This is a genomic window from Amycolatopsis echigonensis, assembly GCF_002846615.1.
In the GTDB taxonomy this organism is placed as follows: domain Bacteria; phylum Actinomycetota; class Actinomycetes; order Mycobacteriales; family Pseudonocardiaceae; genus Amycolatopsis; species Amycolatopsis echigonensis.
The window spans coordinates 618,237-640,877 of the sequence record NZ_PJMY01000003.1; the positions used below are offsets into that span (position 1 = coordinate 618,237).

Sequence of the window (22,641 nt, forward strand, 5' to 3'; positions counted from 1 at the left end):
CGCCGTTGCGCCGGGGCCCGAGCCAGGGGCAATCACACCACCGCGAGCGGCAATGCGGTCGGGTGCACGGGAGCCGGAAGGTCCGAAGCGCCCGTCAGGAACGTGTCCACCGCCGCCGCCACCGAGCGGCCTTCCGCGATGGCCCACACCACGAGCGAAGCGCCGCGGTGGGCGTCGCCGCAGACGAAGACTCCGGGAGTTTCCGTCTGCCAGTCCGAACCGCACGACAGGGTGCCGCGGCGGTTCAGCGTCAGGTCGAGACCCTCCAGCAGCGGCATTTCCTCCACGCCTTCGAAGCCGATCGCCAGCAGGACCAGGTCCGCGGGGAGCGTTTCGACGTGGTCGTTGACCGGGATCACCTCGCGGCGGCCGGTTTCCGGGTCCTTCTGCACGCGGACTTCCTGCAGTTCCACGGCTTTGACGTGCCCGTTGCCGTCGTCGACGAACCGCTTCACGGCCACCGCGAACTTCCGCTCGCCCGCTTCCTCGTGCGCCGGGTAGGTGCGCAGGATGTACGGCCAGGTCGGCCACGGCGACCGCTCGTCGTCGCGGGTCTGCGGCGGCATCGGGTACTGGTCGAGCTGGGTGACCGACAGCGCGCCCTGGCGGGTCGCGGTGCCGTAGGAGTCCGCGCCGGTGTCGCCGCCGCCGATGATCACGACGTGCTTGCCGTTCGCGTCGACCGGCGACGGGCCGTCGCCCTCCACGAACTTGTTGGCCGGCACCAGGTGCTCCATCGCCAGGTGGATGCCCTCGAGCGAACGGCCCGGCGTGATGTGGTCGTCACGGCCGCGCAGGGCGCCGACGGCGAGCACCACCGCGTCGTACTGCGCGCGCAGGTCTTCCACCGACAGGTCGACGCCGACCTCGCAGCCGGTGACGAACTTCGTGCCCTCCTTGCGCAACTGCGCCAGGCGCCGGTCGAGGACCTTCTTCTCCATTTTGAACTCGGGAATGCCGTACCGCAGCAGGCCGCCGAGCCGGTCGTCGCGTTCGAACACGGTGACCTCGTGGCCCGCGCGGGTCAGCTGCTGCGCCGCGGCGAGCCCGGCCGGACCGGAGCCGACGACGGCCACCTTGCGGCCCGACGACACCTCGGCCGCCTGCGGCTGCACGTACCCGGCCTCCCACGACTGCGCCGCGATCGTCTCCTCGACGCGCTTGATCGCCACCGGCCCGCCGGACAGCGGCGAGATCGACAGCACGCAGCCCGCCTCGCACGGCGCGGGGCACAGTTTCCCGGTGAATTCCGGGAAATTGTTGGTGGCGTGCAAGCGATCGCTCGCCGCCGCCCAGTCGCCCCGGCGGACGAGATCGTTCCACTCCGGAATCAAATTGCCCAGCGGACAGCCGGCACCGCCGGAATGGCAGAACGGGATGCCGCAGTCCATGCACCGCGACGCCTGCGTGCGCACCTGCTCGTTGCGCTCGTCCGGCGGAACGTCCGCGTAGACCTCGCCCCACGAGGAAAGCCGTTCCTCGTAAGACTTCTTCTTCGGCTCTTGCCGTTCGTACTTGAGAAAACCGGTGGGGTCAGCCACGAGCCGCCTCCGTGTTCTGCGGGATACCCGCACCCAGTCGGCACTCGCGACCGCGGCTCCGCCCATTGTCAGCCACGAGCTGCCTCCATAATCGCTTCGTCGACGTCCCGGCCCGCCGCGCGAGCCGCCTTCGCCGCATCGAGAACCCGCTGGTAGTCGCGCGGCATCACCTTGGTGAACGCCGCCGAGCGCCGGGTCCAGTCGCCCAGGAGCGACGCGGCCACGGCCGAGCGGGTGAGGTCGTGGTGGCGCTGCACGATCTGCTTGAGCCAGGCCAGATCCTCCGGAGCGGGCGGAAGCAGGTCCACCATGTCCTGGTTGACCTTCGCCGGGTCCAGATCGAGCACGTACGCGCTGCCGCCGGACATCCCGGCCGCCAGGTTCCGCCCGGTCGGGCCGAGCACCACCGCGCGGCCGCCGGTCATGTACTCGAACGCGTGGTCGCCCACGCCCTCGGCCACGACCGTCGCGCCGGAATTGCGGACGCAGAACCGCTCGCCGACCTGCCCGCGCAGGAACATCTCGCCGGACGTCGCGCCGTAGGCCAGCGTGTTGCCCGCGATCGTCTGCTGTTCGGCGGCGAAGCTCGCGTCCGGATGCGGGCGGACCACGATCCGGCCGCCGGACAGGCCCTTGCCGACGTAGTCGTTGGCGTCGCCGACCATTTCCAGCGTGACGCCGCGCGGCAGGAACGCGCCGAGCGACTGCCCGGCCGAACCGGTGAGCAGCACGTGGATCGTGCCGTCCGGCAGTCCTTCCCCGCCGTAGCGGCGCGTGATCTCCGAGCCCAGCAGCGTGCCGACAGTGCGGTTCACGTTGCGCACCGGCAGTTCCAGGCGCACCGGATGCGCGTCCTCCAGCGCCGCCTCGGCGAGCTGGATGAGCGTGCGGTCGAGGGCGTGCGCCAGGCCGTGGTCCTGTTCGCGCACGCGCCGCTTGGCACCGCCGTACGGCGTCTCCGCGGGCATCTCGAAGACCGGGCGCAGGTCGAGCCCGGAGGCCTTCCAGTGCTGCACGGCCTCGTCGGTGTCGAGCATCTCGGCGTGCCCGATCGCCTCGTCGAGGGTGCGGAATCCCAGCTGTGCCAGGGTTTCCCGCACCTCTTCGGCGACGAACTCGAAGTACCGCACCACGTGGTCGGCCTGACCGGTGTAGCGCTTGCGCAGCTCCGGGCTTTGGGTAGCGACGCCGACCGGGCACGTGTCGAGGTGACACACGCGCATCATGATGCAGCCCGCCACGACGAGCGGGGCCGTCGCGAAGCCGTACTCCTCGGCACCGAGCAGGGCCGCGATCACGACGTCGCGGCCGGTCTTCATCGCACCGTCCACCTGCACCGTGATCCGGTCGCGCAAACCGTTCAGCAGCAACGTCTGCTGCGTTTCGGCGAGCCCGATCTCCCACGGCGTCCCGGCGTGCTTCAGCGAGTTCATCGGCGACGCACCGGTGCCGCCGTCGTGCCCGGAAATCAGCACGACGTCCGCGTGCGCCTTGGACACGCCCGCCGCGACGGTGCCGACGCCCAGCGAGGACACCAGCTTCACGTGGATGCGGGCCTTCTCGTTGGCGTTCTTGAGGTCGTGGATCAGCTGCGCCAGGTCCTCAATGGAATAGATGTCGTGGTGCGGCGGCGGGGAAATCAGCCCCACGCCCGGCGTCGAATGCCGCGTGCGCGCGATCCACGGATACACCTTGTTCGGCGGCAGCTGCCCGCCCTCGCCCGGCTTCGCGCCCTGCGCCATCTTGATCTGGATGTCGTCGGCGTTGACGAGGTACTCGCTCGTGACGCCGAACCGGCCCGAAGCGACCTGCTTGATCGCGCTGCGCCGCTGCGGGTCGTACAGCCGTTCCGCGTCCTCGCCGCCCTCGCCGGTGTTGGACCGGCCGCCGATGCGGTTCATCGCGATGGCGAGGGTTTCGTGCGCCTCGGCCGAAATCGAGCCGTACGACATCGCCCCGGTGTTGAACCGGCGCAGGATCGCCGACGCGGGCTCGACCTCGTCCAGCGGGATCGGCTCGCGCGCGCCTTCGCGGAACTTGAACAGCCCGCGCAGCGTGCCGCCCTCGCGGTAGAGCCGGTGCACTTCTTCGGTGTACTTGCGGTACACCTCGTCGCGCCCGGTCTTCGACGCGTGCTGCAGCAGGAACACCGTCTCCGGCGTGAACAGGTGCAGCTCGCCCTCGCGGCGGTACGCGTACTCGCCGCCGGTGTCGAGCCCGCGGTGGACCCGGTCGGTCGGGTTGTCCGGGTACGCCCGGCGGTGGCGCACCGCGACCTCTTCGGCGAGCACGTCCAGCCCGACCCCGCCGAGCTTCGACGACGTTCCGGTGAAGTACTCGTCGAGCAGTTCCTGGCTCAGGCCAAGGGATTCGAAGACCTGCGCCGCGGTGTACGCGCCGACCGTGGAAATACCCATTTTGGACATGATCTTCAGGACGCCCTTGACGAGCGCCTGCACGTAGCTGCGGATCGCCTTCGCCGGTTCGATGCCGGTGATCGCGCCCTGGCTGATCATGTCTTCGATGGTTTCGAAGGCGAGGTACGGGTTCACCGCCGCCGCGCCGTAGCCCAGCAGCAGCGCGATGTGGTGCACCTCGCGGGCGTCGCCGCTCTCCACGACCAGCGCGACGCGCAGCCGTTCCTTGGTGCGCACCAGATGGTGGTGCACGGCGGAAACCAGGAGCAGCGACGGGATCGGCGCCATCCGGTGGTCGGAATCGCGGTCGGACAGCACGAGCGTGCGCGCGCCCGCCGCGATCGCCTCGGACGCGTCGCGCCGCACCCGTTCGATCGCCGCCGCCAGCGCGTCCGCCCCGCCGTCCACTTCGTACAGTCCGGAAAGGACACTGCAGGCGAAACCGGGCAGGTCGCCGTCGTCGTTGATGTGGATGAGCTTGGCCAGCTCGTCGTTGTCGATCACCGGGTACGGCAGGTTCAGGTGCCGGCACGAGGCGGGCCCGGGGGCGAGCAGGTTGCGCTCCGGCCCCATGATCCGGCTCATCGACGTGACCAGCTCTTCGCGGATCGCGTCCAGCGGCGGGTTGGTCACCTGCGCGAAGTTCTGCTTGAAATAGTCGTACAGCAGCCGGGACCGCTTGGACAGCACGGCGACCGGGGTGTCCGACCCCATCGACCCGATCGGCTCGGCCCCGTTGGCGGCCATCGGCGCGAGCAGGATCTTCAGTTCTTCTTCGGTGTAGCCGAAAGCGAGCTGGCGGCGCAGCACGGAATCGTGGCTCTGCACCACGTGGTCGCGGTCGGGCAGCTCGGCGATCTTGAGCAGCCCGGCGTGCAGCCAGTCGCTGTACTGCTGCTTGCGCGCCAGCGCGGACTTGACCTCTTCGTCGTCCACGATCCGGCCCGCGGCGGTGTCCACGAGGAACATCCGGCCCGGCTGCAACCGGCCCTTCGCGACCACGTTTTCCGGGGCCACGTCGAGGACTCCGGCCTCGCTGGCCAGCACGACGCGGTCGTCGGCGGTGCGCCACCAGCGCGCCGGGCGCAGTCCGTTGCGGTCGAGCACCGCGCCGACGAGCGTGCCGTCGGTGAAGGTGACGCACGCCGGACCGTCCCACGGCTCCATCAGGCTGGCGTGGAACTGGTAGAACGCCCGCCGTTCCGGATCCATCGTGGTGTGGTTTTCCCACGCCTCCGGGATCATCATCAGCACCGCGTGCGGCAGCGAACGGCCCGCGAGGTGGAGCAGCTCCAGCACCTCGTCGAAGGACGCCGAGTCCGACGCGTCGGCCGAGCAGATCGGGTACAGCCGCGAGAGATCGCCCGGGATGACGTCCGATTCGAGCAGCGCCTCGCGGGCGCGCATGCGGTTGCGGTTGCCGCGGATCGTGTTGATCTCGCCGTTGTGCGCCACGAACCGGAACGGGTGCGCGAGCGGCCACGACGGGAAAGTGTTGGTGGAGAACCGGGAGTGCACGAGCGCGATCGCGCTGGCGAGCCGGGAATCGCGCAGATCGGGGAAGAACCGCGGCAGCTGCTCGGGCGTGAGCATGCCTTTGTAGACGATCGTGCGCGCGGACAGCGACGGGAAGTACGTGCCGCAGCCGGAAGCGAGGCTCTCGTGCTCGACGCGCTTGCGCAGGCAGAAGGCCAGCCGGTCCAGCTCCAGGCCGGTTTCGCCGTGCGGGGACGACACGAACAGCATCGAGAACCGCGGCATCACCGAACGCGCGGTGGGGCCGATCTCCGCGCCGTCGGCGTCGACCGGAACCTCGCGCCAGCCAAGGACAGTGAGCCCTTCCTCGGCCGCGATCCGTTCGGTGAGCCCGATCGCCTTGCGGCGCTGCTCGTCGTCGGAGGGCAGGAACGCGATTCCGGCGGCGTACGCGCCGGCCTCGGGCAACGGGAAACCCGCCTCGGCGCGCAGCAGTTCGTCGGGCAGCTGCAGCAGGATCCCGGCGCCGTCGCCGCTCGTCGGCTCGGCTCCCGCGGCTCCGCGGTGGTCGAGATTCGTGAGCGCGGCAAGACCGTCGGTGACGATGCCGTGCGTACGGCGTCCCTGGACGTCGGCGACCATGGCGACGCCGCAGGAATCCTGCTCGGTGTCCGGGTCGTACAGACCCTGCTTGCCGGGGATGGCGGAGAAGATCATGGAAAAGGGACCTCCTTCGTCGTTTCGTGCGGTGGCCGGCGAACCGGCCGCGGGGAGCGCACGGGACGACGATGGCCCGCTTGTTAGCGCGACTTTAACACCTGGGAAACACCCCAGCAGCGCCTCGGAGCTCCCCGAACAGGGAAGAACGGTAACGATCCGGCAGCGCGGAACGACATAGTTCCGGATGGGTTCCCGATGCTTCGGTCCGCGAAGCATAAGCCCCGGCGCGGCTCCGCGCACACCTCACGTGACGAAGTCGATGCGCCCGCTTCGTCCCCTTCGCCCGATCTCCCCAGGTAATCGCACAAATTTCCGGGAACCGCCCACACTCGGTGATCGTCGGTTGCCATAGTGTTCGGCAACCATCAGCTCACGGGGAGGGCGGTCTCTTTCATGTCCGGCATAGAAGTCGACGTCGAGACGATGAAGCAGTACGCGGAGGTGCTCGACAGCCTTCACGAGAAGATCAGCAAGATCAACGACTACATGCGCTCCACCGCGTGCGACACGTCCGGCTTCACCGGCCTGTTCGTGGTGCTGCAGCCAGTGGTGCACCTGGTCGCGAACCTTTACGGCGGCACGCTCGACTTCGGGCACTCGCGGCTGACCTCGCTGTCCGACGGCGTCAAGCAAGCAGCGGAGGCCTACGCGCACCACGACGCCAATTCCGCACAGTTGCTCCAGCAGTTCGTCGACAAGTTCGACGGCATCGACTCCGGCCGCGGCGCGGCCTGATGCGCACCCGCACGACACGGTTCTGACGAGGGGGACAAGACATGGCACGGCACGGCGGCGGGCACGGCGGCGGCCACCACACCGGGGGAACGGGGACGACGCATCCGCCGTCCCATCCGGGCGGGAACCAGCCGCATCCCGGCAACACCCAGCCGCACCCGGGGAACACCCAGCCGCATCCCGGCAACCAGCCGCCTCCGGGCGGCCAGCAGCCCACCCATCCAGGCGGCCAGCAGCCCACCCATCCAGGCGGCACTCAGCCCAGCCATCCAGGCAGCCAGCAGCCCACTCATCCGGGCGGCACTCAGCATCCCGGCACCGGCGGGGACGGGCGCCGTCCGTCCGGCGGTGACGAGCAGACGCATCCGAGCGGCACCGGCGGCAACTCCGGCGACGACAACGGCAACGGCAGGCACCGCGGCCAGAGCGACGACAACGGCCAGTCCCATGACGACGGCAACGGCCGCGACGGCCGGGATGGTCGCGACGGCCGAGACGGTCGGGATGGCCGAGACGGTCGGGATGGCCGAGACGGTCGGGATGGCCGGGACGGCCAGGACGGCGGCGGCGAGGGCGGCGACGACCGGGGCCGCGACCGCGGCAACGAGGGCGGCGACGAAAGCGGCGGCCGCGGCGGGGACGAAAGCGGCGGCCGCGGCGGGGACGAAGGCGACGAACCTTCTTCCTCCGGCGGAGACGGCGGCGAAGGCGGAGACGGCGGCGAAGGCCCCGGAGGAGGCGGAGAAGGCGGTACCGGAGGCAACGGCGGAGAAGGCGGTACCGGAGGCAACGGCGGAGAAGGCAGCACCGGCGCTTCGGGCGGACAGCCCGGCGGGGTTCCCGGCGGCGCCGGCGACTTCGACCGCGGCGATTCGATCGTCGAACTGCTGCAGCCGCCGGAAGACACCTCCGGCGAGGACGTCCAGGCGCTGGTGAAGGACGCCGGCGTCGAGGTGATGGCCGTCGAGTGGGTGTACCAGAAATTCACCGGCACCACGCTCACCCAGCAGTTCATCGAACCGCTCACCGGCGATTTCTCGAAGATGTCGGCCGACGCCGAGGCGTGGCGCAACATCTCCGAGGCGATGAAGGCGTTCTCCGAGGTGATGGTCGCCAACGAGAAGACCGTCAGCGAGTCCTGGCACGGCATGGCTTCCTTGGAGCACAAGGCCTACGTGCAGGCGGGGTGGCGGGCCGGGCTCGCCGCCGAGGCCGGGATCGCGTCGCTGATCGCCAAGGGCTTCGACCTTCTCGCGGACACGTCGAAGAAGCTCGCGGCCAAGGCGCTCGACCTGCTGAAGAGCCTGATCGACCGGCTGCTGGTGATGGCCGCCGAGGCGTGCGTCCCGATCGCGGGCTGGGTCGCCGACGCGATCACCGCGCTGTCCGAGCTGCTGCCGCTGATCAATGCCCTCATCTCGATCATCGAGATGATCAAGGACATCATCACGCGGGTCCAGGAGATCTGGAACTCGATCAAGGACATCGGGTCGCAGCTGCAGAAGATCAAGGACGTCGGCAGCATCGGCGATCTCGTCGACATCGCGAAGAACATCGGCGGCGACGTCGGCGACATCAAGGACAACGCCAAGGGCATCGGCCAGGACGCCAAGGACGCGGTCGAAGCGGGCAAGGAAGGCGTCAAGGGCGCCCGCGAGGCGCACGAGGAGAACCGGCACTCGCGCGAATCCGGCGACGACGAGGGCGGCGACCGCACTTCCGGCGACGAGGGGAACCGCCGCTCCGGCGAGGACGGCGACCGGTCGCGGGGTTCCGGCGAACGCGGCCAGGACCAGCCGTCCGAGCCGAACGGGCAGCCGCACCAGCCCCCGCAGAACCAGCAGAACCACCAGCCGCCGCAGCCACCGAGCCATCCGCCGGCGCAGCCGAACCACCCGCCCGCGAACCATCCGCCGTCCCATCCGCCCCGTCGCTCGGCGAGCGGCCGGATCCACGGCCGCATCGACTAAGGAGGAACTGCCGAGATGTCCCACCCCGCGACCGCGGACGATTCGTGGAAGACGCCGGAGCTGCGGGAGGCCGAGGCCGCGCTCGACCGGACGGTCCGCAAGTCCCAGCAGCTGCTGAAGGACCTGGAGAAGATCAAGCTCCGCCCGCTGCCCAAAACCGACACCCCGGAGCGGATCGAGGCGATCAAGCGGGCCGCCTCGCGTCCGGACGCTCCCGCGCAGCTGCGGCTGATCAAGCGGAAGGTCGACGCCGGCGAGTTCTCCTGGGAGGACGTCGCCGCGGGCCGGGCCTTCGCCGACCCCGAGGTCCGCGCGCTCGCCGACGAAAAGCTCAACGAGGCCAAGGACATCCTCGAGGAGCTGGAGGAGGGCCAGAGCCCCGAGGAGATCCTCGAGGCGCGCACTGGCGGCGCCGGGAACCCGTTGTCGGACACCGGACGCACGACGTATCCGGACACGCCGGACAAGCCCGCCGGATTCTCCGCGGCGGACCCGCTGGCGAGCAGTTCCCGGCCGCAGCCGCCTGCCCCGCCCGCCCCGGAGCCCGACGAGTACTCGAACGACAATCCGCTCGTCGACCGGACGCCGCCCCCGCCCCCGGCTCCGCCGAAGGAGGAACCGCCCGCTCCGCCTGCTCCTCCCGCTCCGCCGCGGCATCGCGCCCCGGAACCGGAGCCGGAGGACGATTTCGCCGATCCGCTCGCCGATCGGGGCGACCGGCCGAAGCGGTCCGCACCTGAGCCGCCGCCGTCGTCCGGCCGCCGAGCACGGCGTCAGGCTTCCGGCGATGACGACGACTACTTCGGCGGCTCATTCCTCAGCTGACCCGCACGAGGCGAAAGAGGTCCCCTCCCATCCGGGCGGGGACCTCTTTTCCGGACTCGCCATCCTCGTTCCCCGCCTGAATTCCGCACGAAAAAGCGGTCCCCGCCCGCGTTGGGCAGGGACCGCTTTCCGGCTCTGTGCCTAAGACTTCTCGGACTTGCCGTTCTCCCCTGAGGAAGAACCCGCGTCCACAGTGTCCTCCGCGGCCTTCTCCTCGGGTTCCGGCTTCTTCCCCGCGTCGTCCGAAGTGGACTCGACGGCCGTGTCCTCCTCGTCTTCCTTGCCGCGCAACGTCTCCGGGGCCTCGCGCGGACCGCGTTTGGCCGCGACGACGAAGTACGCCATCGCGCCGAGGAACAGCAGGATCGACGTCCACACGTTGACCCGCAGGCCGAGGATGTGGTTGGCGGTGTCGGTGCGCATCAGCTCAATCCAGCAGCGGCCGACGGTGTAGCCCGCGACGTACAGCGCGAACGCGCGGCCGTGGCCGAGCTTGAACTTGCGGTCCGCCCACACCACGACCAGCGCGATGAGCAAGTTCCAGATCAGCTCGTACAGGAACGTTGGGTGCACCGGGCTTTCCGGCAGCGGGATGTGCCCGGTCGCGACGCCGCCGAGGGCGTCCGGGGCCCCGGTCGCCGGGTCGAAGCGCTGGTAGATCTCCAGGCCCCACGGCAGGTCGGTGTGCGCGCCGTACAGCTCCTGGTTGAAGTAGTTGCCGAGCCGCCCGATCGCCTGCGCGACGATGATGCCGGGCGCGATCGCGTCGGCCATCGCGGGCAGCGGGATCCCCCGGCGCCGGCAGGCGATCAGCGCGCCGACGGCTCCGAGCGCGACCGCGCCCCAGATGCCGAGGCCGCCGTCCCAGATGGCGAAGGCGTTCCAGGGGTTCTTGCCCTCGGTGAAGTACAGCTCGGGGTCGGTGACGACGTGGTAGAGCCTGCCGCCGACCAGGCCGAACGGCACCGCGAACACCGCGACGTCGAGCACCGTGCCCTTGGTGCCGCCCCGAGCCTCCCAGCGCCGCTCGCCCCACCAGATCGCGACGATGATGCCGGCGATGATGCAGAGCGCGTACGCCCGGATCGGGATCGGGCCCAGGTGCCAGACGCCTTGGTCGGGGCTCGGGATCGTGGCCAGGAATGCTGCGGAGTACACGCGGCCACCGTAGCGCGTCGGGCTCCGGTCGTGGTCCCGGTGCCGTGGAACCCTTCGTCAAGACCCGGTCACAGCCCGGTCACGGCCGCCTCCGGATACTCCAGGTCGGAGGCCGCGGCCAGGTATCCGGCCAGCAGCGCGTCCGCGACCTGGCCGACCGCGGCGTCCTCGGGCAGGAACGTTTCGCCGTGCAGGCTGGGAGCGCCCGCGGTCTCGCCGAGGCCGACGAAAAGCATCAGGCCGCGGACGCCGTTGCCGCAGTAATGCGCGAAATCGTCCGCGCCGAAGGACCGGAAATCGACGTCGACATCGGCACCGCCGCGTTCGAGCCAGATTCGCGCGGCGGCGGCCAGCGCCGGGTCGTTGACCAGGACGGGTTCGCAGGGGCTGATCCGGAGGTCGGCGGTGCAGCCGTAGGCGCGGGCGGTGCCGTGCACGATCTCGTCGAGAACCTCCAGCGCGCGTTCGCGGTCGCTCGCGCGCATCAGCCGCAACGAACCGAACGCCGACGCCGAGTTCGGCACGACGTTCGCCGCCGTGCCCGCGCTGAGCCGGCCGATCGAGCAGACCGCGCCGTGCATCGGGTCGATCCGGCGGCTCGCGACCTGCTGCAGGCTCACCACCAATTGGCTGAGCGCCAGCACTGGGTCGCGCAGGAGGTGCGGGTATCCGGCGTGGCCGCCGAGCCCGTGCAGCACGACCTCGAACTCGTCGGTGGACGCGTTCACCGGGCCGGGCGCGGCCGAGACGACGCCGTACGGAAGCCTCGGCTGGACGTGCGCGCCGATTACCGTGTCGATGCCGCGATCTTCCAGAACGCCCGATTCGACCAGGTCGAGCGCTCCGGACGGCGACGTTTCCTCTCGCGGCTGCAGGATCGCGTACAGCGGGCGCGGGAGCTCGATGCGCCGTGCCGCCCGGCAGACCGCGGTCAAGGCGGCGAGGTGGACGTCGTGGCCGCAGGCGTGCATCAGACCGGTCTTCGCGGCCCATTCGACGCCGGTGCGCTCGACTACCGGAAGGGCGTCCAGTTCGGCGCGCAGGGCTACGGCCGGACCAGGGTGCGGTGCGGAGATTTCGATGAGCCGCCCGGTTTTCGCGACCCGTTCGCCCTCCCCTAGCGCGGCCGCCACGATGCGGGCAGTGTCCTCCTCGTCGCCGGACGCGCGCGGATCGGCGTGAATCCGGCGGCGCAGTTCCATCGCGGCGGGCAGTTCCTCGGCCAACGCGGCACGCCAGGCCTCGACCAGGTCGTTCATTTCCGCTCCAGCCGGTAGATCCGGGCCGCGTTCTCGTGTCCGGCCAACCGGGCCAGCCGGATGGCGTCCACTTCGGACAGTGCGTCGGCGGCGAGAGCGCTGCGGAGGAAATCGGACAGCCCTTGCCGGAACAGCGCGGTGCCCAGGTGATACAGCTCGGCCAGGCCGAACGCGTCCGTCGAGAAGAGCAGTTTTCCGAACGGGACCAGTTCCAGCGTCTCGGCCAGGATCGCGGGCGCGCGGAAGCCCGCGTTGTGCGTGATGAGGCCGACGTCGGCGAAGACGTGCTCGAAGACCTGCGCGAGGTAGGCGGCGTTGCGGTGGAACGGATAGTTGTGCAGCAGCAGGATCGGGACGCCGGTGTCGCGGGTCGCGCGCAGCAAACCGGTGAGCCGCAAGGGATCACAGCGGTGGAGGTCGACGTCGGAATCGCCGTAGCCGACGTGGAACTGCACCGGCAGCCGCCGGTCGATCCCGGCCCAGATCAGATGGCGGTGCAGCACCTCGTCAGCGAGCCGGACCGGTTCGCCCCCTTCGATCCGGGCCAGCCATCGCCCAGCGGCGGCCTCGACCTCGGCTCCGGCCGGACGTTCCCCGGAAAGCTCCAGCCCGACCCGGTAGGCCGCGATGGACTTCACGCCCACCGCGTTGACGGTGCGGCGGTCGAGTTCGTGGGCGAAGTCCTCGGCGAAACTGGCGGCGCTGGCGCCTTTGATGACGTCTTCAGCGACCTGTTCCAGCCGGACGATGTCGTGCGCGCGGGAGTCGGCCAGGTGGGCGAATTCTTCGGTGGTGGTGAGGGATTCGGGCAGGAAACCGCCGTCCAGCAAGTAATCCGTGGTGCCGGTGCCGCGAAGGAATCGCCGGTTGACCTCCTTTGCGCCCAGTTCGGCACGACGCGCGAGATAGTCCTCGGCCGGAGCGTGCTTCGGCAGGTCGAGAACCGGCGCGCAACGTTCGCGCACGGCCAGGCCGATCAGCGAATCGAACAACGACGTCCCCAACGGCGACACGGTGTCCGCCTCGGTGAGCATCCGCTCGAACCCCCCGCGGTCGACGTCGCCGGTGCGCACGCCGTGGCAGTGATGGTCGACCAACGGCAGGTCCGAGACGAAATCGAGCAGTCCGGTCATGCCTCTCCTTCAGCGAGCCTCTCCCCCACCCTACGGGCGAACCCGCGCGCCGAGACCACACTGGCAGCGGGCTAGCTGTCCCGGGCCGCCGCGACCATGTCGGTGTAAGACTGCTCCACCGCGTCGCCCTCGGTGACTCCGATGCCGTCGAGCACGACGCGCAACGCGCCCAGCGCCTCAGCGAGGTCGTCCTGCTCGGCGATCGTTTCCAGCTCGATGAACGTCTGCCCGGCCAGCTCCGGGATCGTGACGATCGTGGCGAGCATTTCCCGCCCATTGGCGGTGAAACCGTAGTTTTCGCAGTGCTTTTCGAGCGAGATCAGCTCGACCAGCCCAAGAGCGGTGAAGATCGTCGCCATGACCGCCGGGGCATCGACAGCCGTTTCGTGCTCGGGCTTGGATCGCGAGGCGGCGTCGACCGGCGGCTCCTTGTACGTCACGACGGTCTGCCGCTGGCCGTCAGTCGTGATGGTGCGCACGCGCAGCTCGTAGCCGTCGCGGTCCATCGAGTGATCCGGCCGGTCGTAGTACGTGTCCGCGTACACCGACCGCTCCGGCTCTGCCCGCTCGGCAAGCGCGGCCCGCACCCGGCCAGGGTCCCGGACGACGGCGGTCAGCTCGGCTTCCACAGGCACGCGGCACCTCCCTAGACGACGCGGCGTGCGGTCCGCCGCAGCTCGTCCATGAACCTACGGAACCCCCGGTGCAGCGCGCCATGCGGCGACCCGGTGATCTTGTACATCGGCGACGTATGGCCTTCGTGGCTGTTGCCGAACGCCGACACGAAAAGGGTCGAGTCCAAGCCGATCACCCGCCACGTCGGCAGCACGTCGTAGGTATACGCCTCGACTTCCGCTCCCTCGTCGGCAAGGTCGTGCAGCAGCTCGATCGACAGCCTGATCCCGGCGGAGAAGCTGCCCGGTTTTTCGTCGATCTCAGCGGCGCGGCGCTCGGCTGCTTCCCCGTCGGGGTCGAGCAGCAGCACCCGCACCGACGCCGCGCGCCGCCGGACATGAGTGCGCAACAACGAGTCGTTCATGCCGAGGAGGCCAAGCCCGCGCACGGCCAGCACGTCGATTTCGGTCGCTTCGCCAGCTCGTTGCTCGATCTCCGGACGGGCCCTGGACTGCGACGGGAACACGGCGAGGATCTCAGCCCGCCCGCTCGCGCCGAGGTGGTCAAGCCCGGCCGGGTGGACGGGTGCCAGGCCGAGCAGCATCCGCGCATCGTCAGGCATCTCGAGCCCGTCGGCGATCCGCTCGAACAGCTCCAGGGCGGTCACGGTCCGGCTGCCGCGAACGATCTCCGACACGCGCCCTTGCAACAGTCCGACGGCGACGGCGATCCGGCTTTGGCTCGCGCCGGTGTACCGCTGCACGGCTTGCAGCAATCCGCCAATGTCGCGCCCTTCAAGGGCGTCCCGCACATCGGTGCGTCGCCACGCCCAGTCCGGCAGCGCCAGCGGTCCGCCCCTGGGTTTCGGCTCGGCCATCTCACCATGGTACTTCTCAAGGTGAGATACCCGCTGGGGGATGGGTTCGGCACTTTCCGTAGTCGAACGTAAGGATCCATGACGGAGCCGACGTGGTACGAGCAAGCGGAAGGATCGCGGGCTCATGCGGCGCGCACCTCAGATCTGGCGTTGCGAGTGCACTCCGACCCGACTGCTTTGCTCCGGCGGACAGTTCATCGCTATGGGAAACGAGAGCTGGCAAACCCGTCTGCACAGTGGCTGATTCCCTGGTGCTCGGTCGACGATGACTACCCGGAGCGCCATGATCGCGACGAAGTCGCCGCAACCGGGTTCGCCGACGCCGGCTGGTGCGGCGGCTGCACCGGGCTGGACGTGCGATGACCAGGACGGCACCCCGACTCCGAAGCCGCGGTTACCAGCGCCGTCACTACTCCGATGACGAAACCGGCATCAACCCCTTGCACCTGTTCACCAGCTGGTTACGCCAAGAACCGGGCTTCGCTCGCCCAGCTCCTCCTCGGCCGTCGAAGCGAGTACGGCTGGCCTGCAAAGTCTGCCGCGCTACCGCATCGCCGACAGACAGCAAGTGCCGCGAGTGCGGCGAACGCTTCTAGCACACGGACAACGTTTGAGAAGGTGATCACCTGGTGCATCGAATACGGAGCCGCGACTGCGAAGTCCAAAGAGGACGCTTTTAACACATTGGCACTCACCAAAGAACCGCATCTGCTTCATGCCTCTCCTTCAGCGAGCCTCTCCCCCACCCTACGGGCGAACCCGCGCGCCGAGACCACCACGACGACGGCCAGCACGAGCACCCCGCCCGCCACGACTGGGAACCAGCTCGCGGGGCCTTCGGTCGGATACGGCACGACGTTGACGTAGACCGTGTAGCCGAGCAGGACCAGTGCGGCGAGCGGGAACGCCAGATGCCACCACGGCACCCGCATCCGCCGCCGTACGAACAGCAGCAGGATCGCGCCGAGCGTGGTGACCAGGTAGATCACCAAGAGGATCAGGGTGCCGATGGAACCGGCCCAGGCGAAGGTGTCGTCTGCGGTGGCGCCGAAGAACACCGCGCATACCAAGATGATCAGCGCTGCCGCGAGCGCGACCGCGGTTACGGCGACGGCTGGGGTGCCTTTGGCGGAGACCCGGCCGATGCCGCGTCCGTCGAAGGCGTCGCGGCCGAGGGCGAACAGCAGCCGTGAGCCGCCGACGACGCAGGCTAGGCAGCAGCCGAACGCGCTGATCGCGGCGCCGGCGCTGATGACGTCGCCGGCCCACGGGCCGACGAAGCGGCCGCCGAGGTCGCCCAGCAGCGACGGGGAATTGTGGAACGCGGTGGCGTCGCCGCCGAAGGCCGTCATCTCGACGGCAGTCACGAGGACGAAGTAGGCCCCGCCGAAGATGGCCGTGCCCAGGATCGCGCGCGGGATGTTGCGGCGCGGGTCGCGGGTTTCCTCGCCGAGCGTCGCGGCGGCCTCGAAACCCGCGAACGACAAGAATCCGAACACCGCGCCGAGGAAGATGCCGGAGACCCCGGTGTCCGGCACGAAAACCTGCAGCGTGAACCGGCCGCTGGGGGCGCCGCCCGCGACGAGCCGGACCAGGATGACCACGGTGACCAGCAAGATGAGGGCAATGGTCGCGCCCTCGACCGCGAGCAGCGTGCTGGTGCCGCGCCGGGCCGGGGCGACCGCGAGCAGCCAGCTGCCGATCAGCGCGACGGCGGTCAGCACGAACGGACCCCACGACGGCGGATGCGGCCAGATCCCGACCTGCGTCAGGAACGCCGTGCCCAGCACGCCCGCGGCGGAACTGGTGACCACGGCGCAGAAGGTGTACGTGCCGAGAAGGCCGATCCCGGACACCACGCCCGCTCGCGGCCCGAGGGTCGCGCCGACGAACGCGTAGACCGATCCGGCGTGCTGGTAGTGCCGGCAGAGCTGGACGAAGCCGTACGCGACCAGCAGCACGCCCGCCGCCGAGAGCAGGAACGCCAGCGGCACCGCCCGCCCGGCCGCCGCGGCTGTTTGCTGTGGGTTGATGTTCGCGGCCATGCTGGGTGCCATGAGCGCGACGGACAGCCCGACGGCCTGCCAGACTGACAGGGTGCGCCGTAATTCGGGACGATCTCCGGACACGGATGCCCTCCTTTCCCCGCGGAGTACACAGTGAACATCCGAGGCGGCGCGGACAGACAGCGCCGACCGGCTGAACCTCCCGTTCCCAGCGCGTAAGGAGCAAACCGTGTCCTCTCCCGTCGGACTCGACCGCGACCGGCTCGCGGAACTCGGCGCTGCCGCCGCCGGACGGATGGAGCAGGCGGGCGTCGAGCTCGTCGCGCTGAGTTTCGTCGACAACTCCGGGATTTCGCGGGTCAAGGCGGTGCCGGTGGCGAAGCTGGCGACGGTCGCGGCGTGGGGCGTCGGCGCGTCCAACTCGTTCGACTTCTTCCTCGGCACCGACAGCATCGCGAACGGCGAGTATTCCCTCGGCCCGGTCGGCGACCTGCGGCTGCACCCCGACCTCGACGCACTCACTGTCCTCGCCGCGCAACCCGGCTGGGCATGGGCCCCGGCGTGGCGCTACGACCAGGACGGACAGCCGCATCCACAAGACACGCGCGCTCTCGCCGCGACCGCCGCGGCCCAGCTCGCCGACCGCGGGCTGACCGCGCGGATGGCGTTCGAACTGGAGTGGATCGCGACCGACGCGGACGGGGTCCCGCTGCCCGGCCCGGCCTACGGATACGCCCGATTGAGCGCGAACCACGAGTATCTCCGCGCGATTGTGTCCGCTTTGGACAGTCAGGGCGTCGACGTGGAGCAGATCCACCCGGAATACGCGGCGGGTCAGTTCGAACTGTCGATCGCCGCGACGGATTCGGTACGCGCGGCCGATTTGGCAGTACTGACAAGGGAAACCGTGCGGACGGTGACCGCCGCGTATGGGCTGCGCGCGTCGTTCACGCCGAAGTTCGAACCCGGCGGCGTCGGCAATGGCGGGCACGTGCACCTGAGCCTTTGGGACGGCCAGCGGAACCTGTGCGCGGGCGGGACCGGAGCGTTCGGGCTGACCTCGACCGCGGAATCCTTCGGTGCGGGCATTTTCCGCCGGTTGCCGGCGTTGCTGGCCGTGGGCGCGCCTTCGGTGGTCAGTTATCTGCGGCTCGAACCGCACCACTGGGCAGGCGCGTTTACCGCGTGGGGACTGGAAAACCGCGAAGCACCGCTGCGCCTGATCCGCGGCGCGGCCGGACAGCGTGACACGGCCGCGAATCTGGAGGTGAAGTGCTTCGACCTCACCGCGAATCCGTATCTGGTAGTGGCTGGACTGCTTTTCGCCGGACAAGCGGGCATCGACGACGAAGCGCGTCTGCCGGAACCGGTCAGTGTGGACCCGGGCTCGCTCTCCCCTGCTGACGCCGCGGCGGCTGGCGTAACGCGCTTGCCGGAGTCGTTGTCGGCTGCTGTCGACGCGTTCGAGGCTGACGAGGCGCTGCGGGATGCGTTCGGACCCCAGCTGGCCACCACCCTGGCGGACGTGCGCCGCGCTGAGGTGGCCGAGCTGGGATCGCTGGAGCCGGCGGAGTTGTGCCGGGCACTGCGTTTCCTGCACTGAACCCGCTCAACGAAGCAAGGCCGCCACCCGGGACTGCAACTCCGGCAGCATCGCGTACAGCTTGTCGCCCGGGCAGTCCGTGTTGTAGAAGTCGCGGTGTCCCTTGATTTCCTTCACCGGGATGCCGTACTGGCGGCACACGTACGCCACGAACACCACCAGCGAATCGAACTGCGCCTTCGGCGGGGCGACCTGCATGTAGGTGCCCTCGTTCTCGATGCCGATCGCGTTGTCGTTCTGGCCGGGGCAATGCGCGGCGCGGACGATCTTCGTGCCGCTGCGCAACGCGTCCAGGCTGCCGTGGCGGCCCTCGAGCCGGTAGCCGCCGCGGGAGACCGTGAAGTGCTGGCCGGTATCGGACCAGCCGTTGTTGTCGATGTGGTCAGCCTGGTCGTCGCGCGCGACCTGGAACGCGTGCTCGAGCGAGTAATCGGTGCTGTTGGGGCAGTCGATGTGGTGGATGAGCACGCGGTTGGCCGGATGGTCGAGCGTGGTGAGCGGGTCCGCGGGCGGACGCGCACCCCATTCCGCGCAGCTGTAGATCCGCGGCGCGGCCGCGGCGTTCGCGAGGCCGGGCAGCACGAGCCCCGCTGCCGCGGCAGCGCTCACGCCGGCCGCCCCGCGCAGGAACGTCCTCCGGGGAACTTGTCCGATGTCGAAAGCCATGCGCCGCACTGTGCGCGGACGGCATACACGATACGTACAACTGGCCGGCTCACGCGCGCAGATCAAGCTCCGCGGGGAACGGTTCGGCCAGCTCGAGCACTCCGCCCTCGCTCTTCGCGTGCGGCAGGTAGTCGCCGTCGGAAAGCGCGTACACGGTGGCGGCTTCCTGCTCCGGGTCGACGAGCAGGTAGTACGGGATGAGGGCTTCGGCGTAGAGGGCTTTCTTGAAGATCCGGTCCTGCACCCTGGTGGAAGGGGATTCGATTTCCGCTACCAGCAGCACTTGCTTCTCGGTGAGGCTGACCCCTTCGAGGCCGGGTGCCGTACTGACGACAAGATCGGGGATCAGCAGCCGGTCGTTCCGGTTGCCCAGGACGAGATTGGCTCCGGGAAGCACTTCATAGCGGGGGGCGGCTCCAGGGCTCAGCTGTCCCCACAACCGGCCGACCAGCCTCTGGTGCTCGAGCCTCGCCAGTGGGCTCACGTGCAACACCCCGTCGACAAGCTCGACGACGTTGCGCGCCCGTTCCTCGTCAGGCAGCTCGAGAACGCTCTCCACCGTCCAGCCGCCGGGCGGAGCGGTGACTCGGAACTCAAGGCCCGTCGGTGTTGCCAACACGGGTCACCTCCGCCTGCGCTCGGTCTTTCGTGCCGGGTCCAGTCTGCCATGATCTTCGTTCTCCCTCTCGGTTCTTATGCATACCGAGAGAGTACGAACGACCACCGACAGTTTCCGGCGCTCGATCCGAGATCAGGCCGGAGCGACCGCCTCGCGCACGCCCCGCGCCAGCTCCGAAGCCAGCTTCGCCACGCCGTCCGGACCGTCGGCCGCAGCCGTGACCAGCGCGGATCCGACGATCACCGCGTCCGCGAACCCGGCCACCTGCGCGGCCTGTTCCCGCGAACGAACCCCGAGCCCCACGCCGATCGGCAGCTCCGTGTGCTCCCGGGTCCGGCGCACCAGGTCCTCCGCGTGCACGCCCACCGCGTCGCGGGCTCCGGTCACGCCCATCACCGCGGTCGCGTACACGAAGCCCGACGAGGCCGCCGTGGTCTTCGCCAGGCGCTCGTCCGACGACGACGGCGCGACCAGGAAGATCCGGTCCAAGCCGTGTTCCGAAGACGCGGCCATCCATTCGTCGGCCTCGTCCGGGATCAGGTCCGGGGTGATCAGCCCCAGGCCGCCGGCCGACGCCAGATCGCGCGCGAACGCGTCGACCCCGTACCGGTGCACCGGGTTCCAGTACGTCATCACCACCGCGCGACCGCCGCGTGCGGAGACCGATTCCACGACCTCGAACAGCTGCTTCAGCCGGAACCCGCTCGCGAGCGCCGCCTCGGCGGCGGCCTGGATGGTGGGGCCGTCCATGACCGGGTCGGAGTACGGGACGCCGACCTCGACCAGGTCCGCGCCGCCGTCGAGCGTCGCGGCCAGCAGGTCTTTCGAACCGTCCACGGACGGGAATCCGGCGGGCAGGTAGCCGACCAGCGCGGCCCGGTGTTCCGCCCGCGTCGCCGCGAACAGCTCGTCGAGGCCGCTCACTTGTCCTCCCCGTCCACGAGCCCGAACCACCGGGCCGCGGTGTCCATGTCCTTGTCGCCCCGGCCGGACAGGTTGACCACGATCAGCCCGTCCGGGCCCAGCTCGCGGCCCAGTTCCAGGGCCCCGGCGAGCGCGTGCGCCGATTCGATCGCCGGGATGATGCCCTCGGTGCGCGACAGCAGCCGGAAGGCGTCCATCGCGGCCGCGTCGGTGACCGGGCGGTACTCGGCGCGGCCGGAGTCCTTGAGCCACGCGTGTTCCGGGCCGACGCCCGGATAGTCGAGCCCGGCGGAGATCGAATGCGATTCGACCGTCTGGCCGTCCTCGTCCTGCAGCAGGTACGACATCGCGCCGTGCAGGTTGCCCGGGCTGCCCTTGGTGAGCGTCGCGCCGTGCCGGTTGCCCTCGATGCCCTCGCCGCCCGGCTCCAGGCCGACCAGCCGCACCGACGGGTCGTCGTAGAAACCGGAGAAGATGCCGATCGCGTTGGACCCGCCGCCGACGCACGCCGCGACGACGTCCGGCAGCCGGCCCGCCTTCTCCAGGATCTGGGCCCGCGCCTCCTCGCCGATGACGTGGTGGAAATTGCGCACCATCATCGGGAACGGCGACGGACCGGCGGCGGTGCCGAAGAGGTAGTGCGTGGTGTCGGCGTTGGTGACCCAGTCGCGCAGCGCCTCGTTGATCGCGTCCTTCAGCGTCCGCGATCCGGTTTTCACCGGCACGACCTCGGCGCCGAGCAGCTTCATCCGCGCGACGTTCAGCGACTGCCGCTCGGTGTCGACCTCGCCCATGTACACGACGCAGTCGAGGCCGAGCAGCGCGCACGCGGTGGCCGTGGCGACGCCGTGCTGGCCCGCGCCGGTCTCCGCGATGACGCGCTTCTTGCCCATCCGGACGGTGAGCAGCGCCTGACCCAGCACGTTGTTGATCTTGTGCGAACCGGTGTGGTTGAGGTCCTCGCGCTTGAGGAACACCCGCGCGCCGCCGGCGTGCTCGCCGAACCGCTTGGCCTCCGTCAGCAGCGACGGACGGCCCGCGTACTCGATGAGCAGCCGGTTCAGCTCGCCGGTGAACACCGGGTCGTGGCGGGCCTTCTCGTACTCCGCCGCGACCTCGTCGACCACGCCGATCAGGGCTTCCGGCATGAACCGGCCGCCGTACGGGCCGTAGTAGCCGCGTTCGTCCGGGTCGTGCTTGCCGCGTTCGGTCACCGCGAAGGCCTCGGGCAGGCGGGGTGGGAACCGGCGGTGACGAGCTTGACGACCGCGCCCTTCGGGTCGCCGGAGGCCACCAGGCCCTCGCCGACGAGCACCGCGTCCGCGCCGTGCCCGGCGTAGGACATCAGGTCGCCGGGGCCGCGGACGCCGGACTCGGCGACCTTGAACACGTCCATCGGCAGGCCGGGCGCGAGGCGGGAGAACACGTCGCGGTCCACTTCGAGCGTGTGCAGGTTGCGCGCGTTGACGCCGATCACCTTGGCACCGGCTTCGAGCGCGCGGTCGGCCTCCTCGGCGTTGTGGATCTCCACGAGCGCGGTCATGCCGAGCGATTCGACGCGGTCGAGCAGCGCGGCGAGCGCGTTCTGCTCCAGCGCGGCGACGATCAGCAGCACCATGTCCGCGCCGTGCAGCCGGGCCTCGTGCACCTGGTACGGGCTGACGATGAAGTCCTTGCGCAGCACGGGAATGTCGACGGCGGCGCGCACCGCGTCGAGGTCGGCGAGCGAGCCGCCGAAGCGGCGCTGCTCGGTGAGCACGCTGATCACGCGCGCGCCGGCGTCCTCGTAGTCGCGGGCCAGCGCGGCCGGGTCGGGAATCGCGGCCAGGTCGCCCTTCGACGGACTGCGCCGCTTCACCTCGGCGATGACGCCGATGCCGGATTCGCGCAGCGCCGCCATCACGTCACGCGGCGGGGCGGCCTTGGCCGCCCGGGCCTTCAGCTCGTCGAACGGCAGCGCGGATTCCCGCTGCGCGAGATCCTCGCGCACGCCGGCGACGATGTCTTCGAGCACGCTCATCGGACGCCCCTACCCGCTGCCGCACTCCTGGGTCCACTCGCAAGCTCGCTCACAAAAACCTTCCCCTTCCCGCCGAA

Annotated in this window: 18 protein-coding genes; 5 read left to right on the plus strand and 13 right to left on the minus strand. The window is 69.9% G+C overall.

Features of this window, described 5'->3' with window-relative positions; translation table 11 throughout:
- Positions 1 to 32: 32 nt before the first annotated feature.
- Together ATK30_RS07325 and gltB are read right to left on the minus strand one after the other, a co-directional pair.
- Positions 33 to 1,541: a glutamate synthase subunit beta gene (locus ATK30_RS07325; RefSeq protein WP_101434911.1), complete on the minus strand. Its 1,509-nt coding sequence runs from the start codon at positions 1,539 to 1,541 to the stop codon at positions 33 to 35.
- Between the two features lie 68 nt (positions 1,542 to 1,609).
- On the minus strand, positions 1,610 to 6,151 hold the full coding sequence (gene gltB, locus ATK30_RS07330) for a glutamate synthase large subunit (RefSeq protein WP_101434912.1): 4,542 nt from the start codon (positions 6,149 to 6,151) through the stop codon (positions 1,610 to 1,612).
- Positions 6,152 to 6,547: 396 nt separating this feature from the next.
- On the opposite strand from gltB, the gene ATK30_RS07335 reads away from it, so the two are divergent.
- The 3 genes from ATK30_RS07335 to ATK30_RS07345 are packed head-to-tail and all read left to right on the plus strand — an operon-like array spanning position 6,548 to position 9,684.
- Positions 6,548 to 6,889, plus strand: a complete 342-nt coding sequence (locus tag ATK30_RS07335) for a hypothetical protein (protein ID WP_208637293.1) — start codon at positions 6,548 to 6,550, stop codon at positions 6,887 to 6,889.
- A gap of 41 nt (positions 6,890 to 6,930) precedes the next feature.
- Positions 6,931 to 8,859 (plus strand): hypothetical protein, encoded by a 1,929-nt coding sequence (locus ATK30_RS07340; protein ID WP_101434914.1) that lies wholly within the window; start codon positions 6,931 to 6,933, stop codon positions 8,857 to 8,859.
- Between the two features lie 15 nt (positions 8,860 to 8,874).
- The gene (locus ATK30_RS07345) at positions 8,875 to 9,684 is read left to right on the plus strand and encodes a hypothetical protein (protein WP_101434915.1); all 810 of its coding nucleotides are present in this window, start codon (positions 8,875 to 8,877) and stop codon (positions 9,682 to 9,684) included.
- A gap of 141 nt (positions 9,685 to 9,825) precedes the next feature.
- On the opposite strand, the gene lgt is transcribed toward ATK30_RS07345, so the two are convergent.
- From lgt to ATK30_RS07370, 5 genes are all read right to left on the minus strand, one after another.
- Positions 9,826 to 10,842, minus strand: a complete 1,017-nt coding sequence (gene lgt, locus ATK30_RS07350; protein ID WP_101434916.1) for a prolipoprotein diacylglyceryl transferase — start codon at positions 10,840 to 10,842, stop codon at positions 9,826 to 9,828.
- A 68-nt stretch (positions 10,843 to 10,910) separates the two neighbouring features.
- Complete coding sequence (locus ATK30_RS07355; RefSeq protein ID WP_101434917.1) at positions 10,911 to 12,101, minus strand: M20 metallopeptidase family protein; 1,191 nt, start codon at positions 12,099 to 12,101, stop codon at positions 10,911 to 10,913.
- Positions 12,098 to 13,234, minus strand: a complete 1,137-nt coding sequence (locus ATK30_RS07360; protein WP_101434918.1) for an amidohydrolase family protein — start codon at positions 13,232 to 13,234, stop codon at positions 12,098 to 12,100. Before ATK30_RS07360 ends, ATK30_RS07355 begins: the two co-directional genes overlap by 4 nt.
- A gap of 71 nt (positions 13,235 to 13,305) precedes the next feature.
- On the minus strand, positions 13,306 to 13,869 hold the full coding sequence (locus ATK30_RS07365) for a class IV adenylate cyclase (RefSeq protein WP_101434919.1): 564 nt from the start codon (positions 13,867 to 13,869) through the stop codon (positions 13,306 to 13,308).
- Positions 13,870 to 13,880: 11 nt separating this feature from the next.
- Positions 13,881 to 14,726 (minus strand): hypothetical protein, encoded by an 846-nt coding sequence (locus ATK30_RS07370; protein ID WP_101434920.1) that lies wholly within the window; start codon positions 14,724 to 14,726, stop codon positions 13,881 to 13,883.
- A 78-nt stretch (positions 14,727 to 14,804) separates the two neighbouring features.
- Here ATK30_RS07370 and ATK30_RS44635 point away from each other — a divergent pair, with 78 nt between their 5' ends.
- The gene (locus ATK30_RS44635; protein ID WP_143271357.1) at positions 14,805 to 15,089 is read left to right on the plus strand and encodes a hypothetical protein; all 285 of its coding nucleotides are present in this window, start codon (positions 14,805 to 14,807) and stop codon (positions 15,087 to 15,089) included.
- A 350-nt stretch (positions 15,090 to 15,439) separates the two neighbouring features.
- Here the strand turns inward: ATK30_RS44635 and ATK30_RS07380 are convergent, their stop codons facing one another.
- Positions 15,440 to 16,855, minus strand: coding sequence for an APC family permease (locus ATK30_RS07380; protein WP_101434922.1), 1,416 nt, complete (start codon positions 16,853 to 16,855; stop codon positions 15,440 to 15,442).
- A gap of 172 nt (positions 16,856 to 17,027) precedes the next feature.
- Here ATK30_RS07380 and ATK30_RS07385 point away from each other — a divergent pair, with 172 nt between their 5' ends.
- The gene (locus ATK30_RS07385; RefSeq protein WP_101440683.1) at positions 17,028 to 18,335 is read left to right on the plus strand and encodes a type I glutamate--ammonia ligase; all 1,308 of its coding nucleotides are present in this window, start codon (positions 17,028 to 17,030) and stop codon (positions 18,333 to 18,335) included.
- A 6-nt stretch (positions 18,336 to 18,341) separates the two neighbouring features.
- On the opposite strand, the gene ATK30_RS07390 is transcribed toward ATK30_RS07385, so the two are convergent.
- The 5 genes from ATK30_RS07390 to trpC all read right to left on the minus strand — a co-directional run bounded on the left by ATK30_RS07390 (position 18,342) and on the right by trpC (position 22,564).
- The gene (locus ATK30_RS07390) at positions 18,342 to 19,001 is read right to left on the minus strand and encodes a peptidoglycan recognition protein family protein (RefSeq protein WP_101434923.1); all 660 of its coding nucleotides are present in this window, start codon (positions 18,999 to 19,001) and stop codon (positions 18,342 to 18,344) included.
- Between the two features lie 49 nt (positions 19,002 to 19,050).
- The gene (locus ATK30_RS07395; protein WP_101440684.1) at positions 19,051 to 19,617 is read right to left on the minus strand and encodes a Uma2 family endonuclease; all 567 of its coding nucleotides are present in this window, start codon (positions 19,615 to 19,617) and stop codon (positions 19,051 to 19,053) included.
- A gap of 135 nt (positions 19,618 to 19,752) precedes the next feature.
- Positions 19,753 to 20,544, minus strand: a complete 792-nt coding sequence (gene trpA / locus ATK30_RS07400; protein ID WP_101434924.1) for a tryptophan synthase subunit alpha — start codon at positions 20,542 to 20,544, stop codon at positions 19,753 to 19,755.
- On the minus strand, positions 20,541 to 21,776 hold the full coding sequence (gene trpB / locus ATK30_RS07405) for a tryptophan synthase subunit beta (RefSeq protein WP_101434925.1): 1,236 nt from the start codon (positions 21,774 to 21,776) through the stop codon (positions 20,541 to 20,543). The genes trpA and trpB overlap by 4 nt, the downstream gene beginning before the upstream one ends.
- Positions 21,755 to 22,564 (minus strand): indole-3-glycerol phosphate synthase TrpC, encoded by an 810-nt coding sequence (gene trpC, locus ATK30_RS07410; protein ID WP_101434926.1) that lies wholly within the window; start codon positions 22,562 to 22,564, stop codon positions 21,755 to 21,757. The genes trpB and trpC overlap by 22 nt, the downstream gene beginning before the upstream one ends.
- Between the last annotated feature and the right edge of the window lie 77 nt (positions 22,565 to 22,641).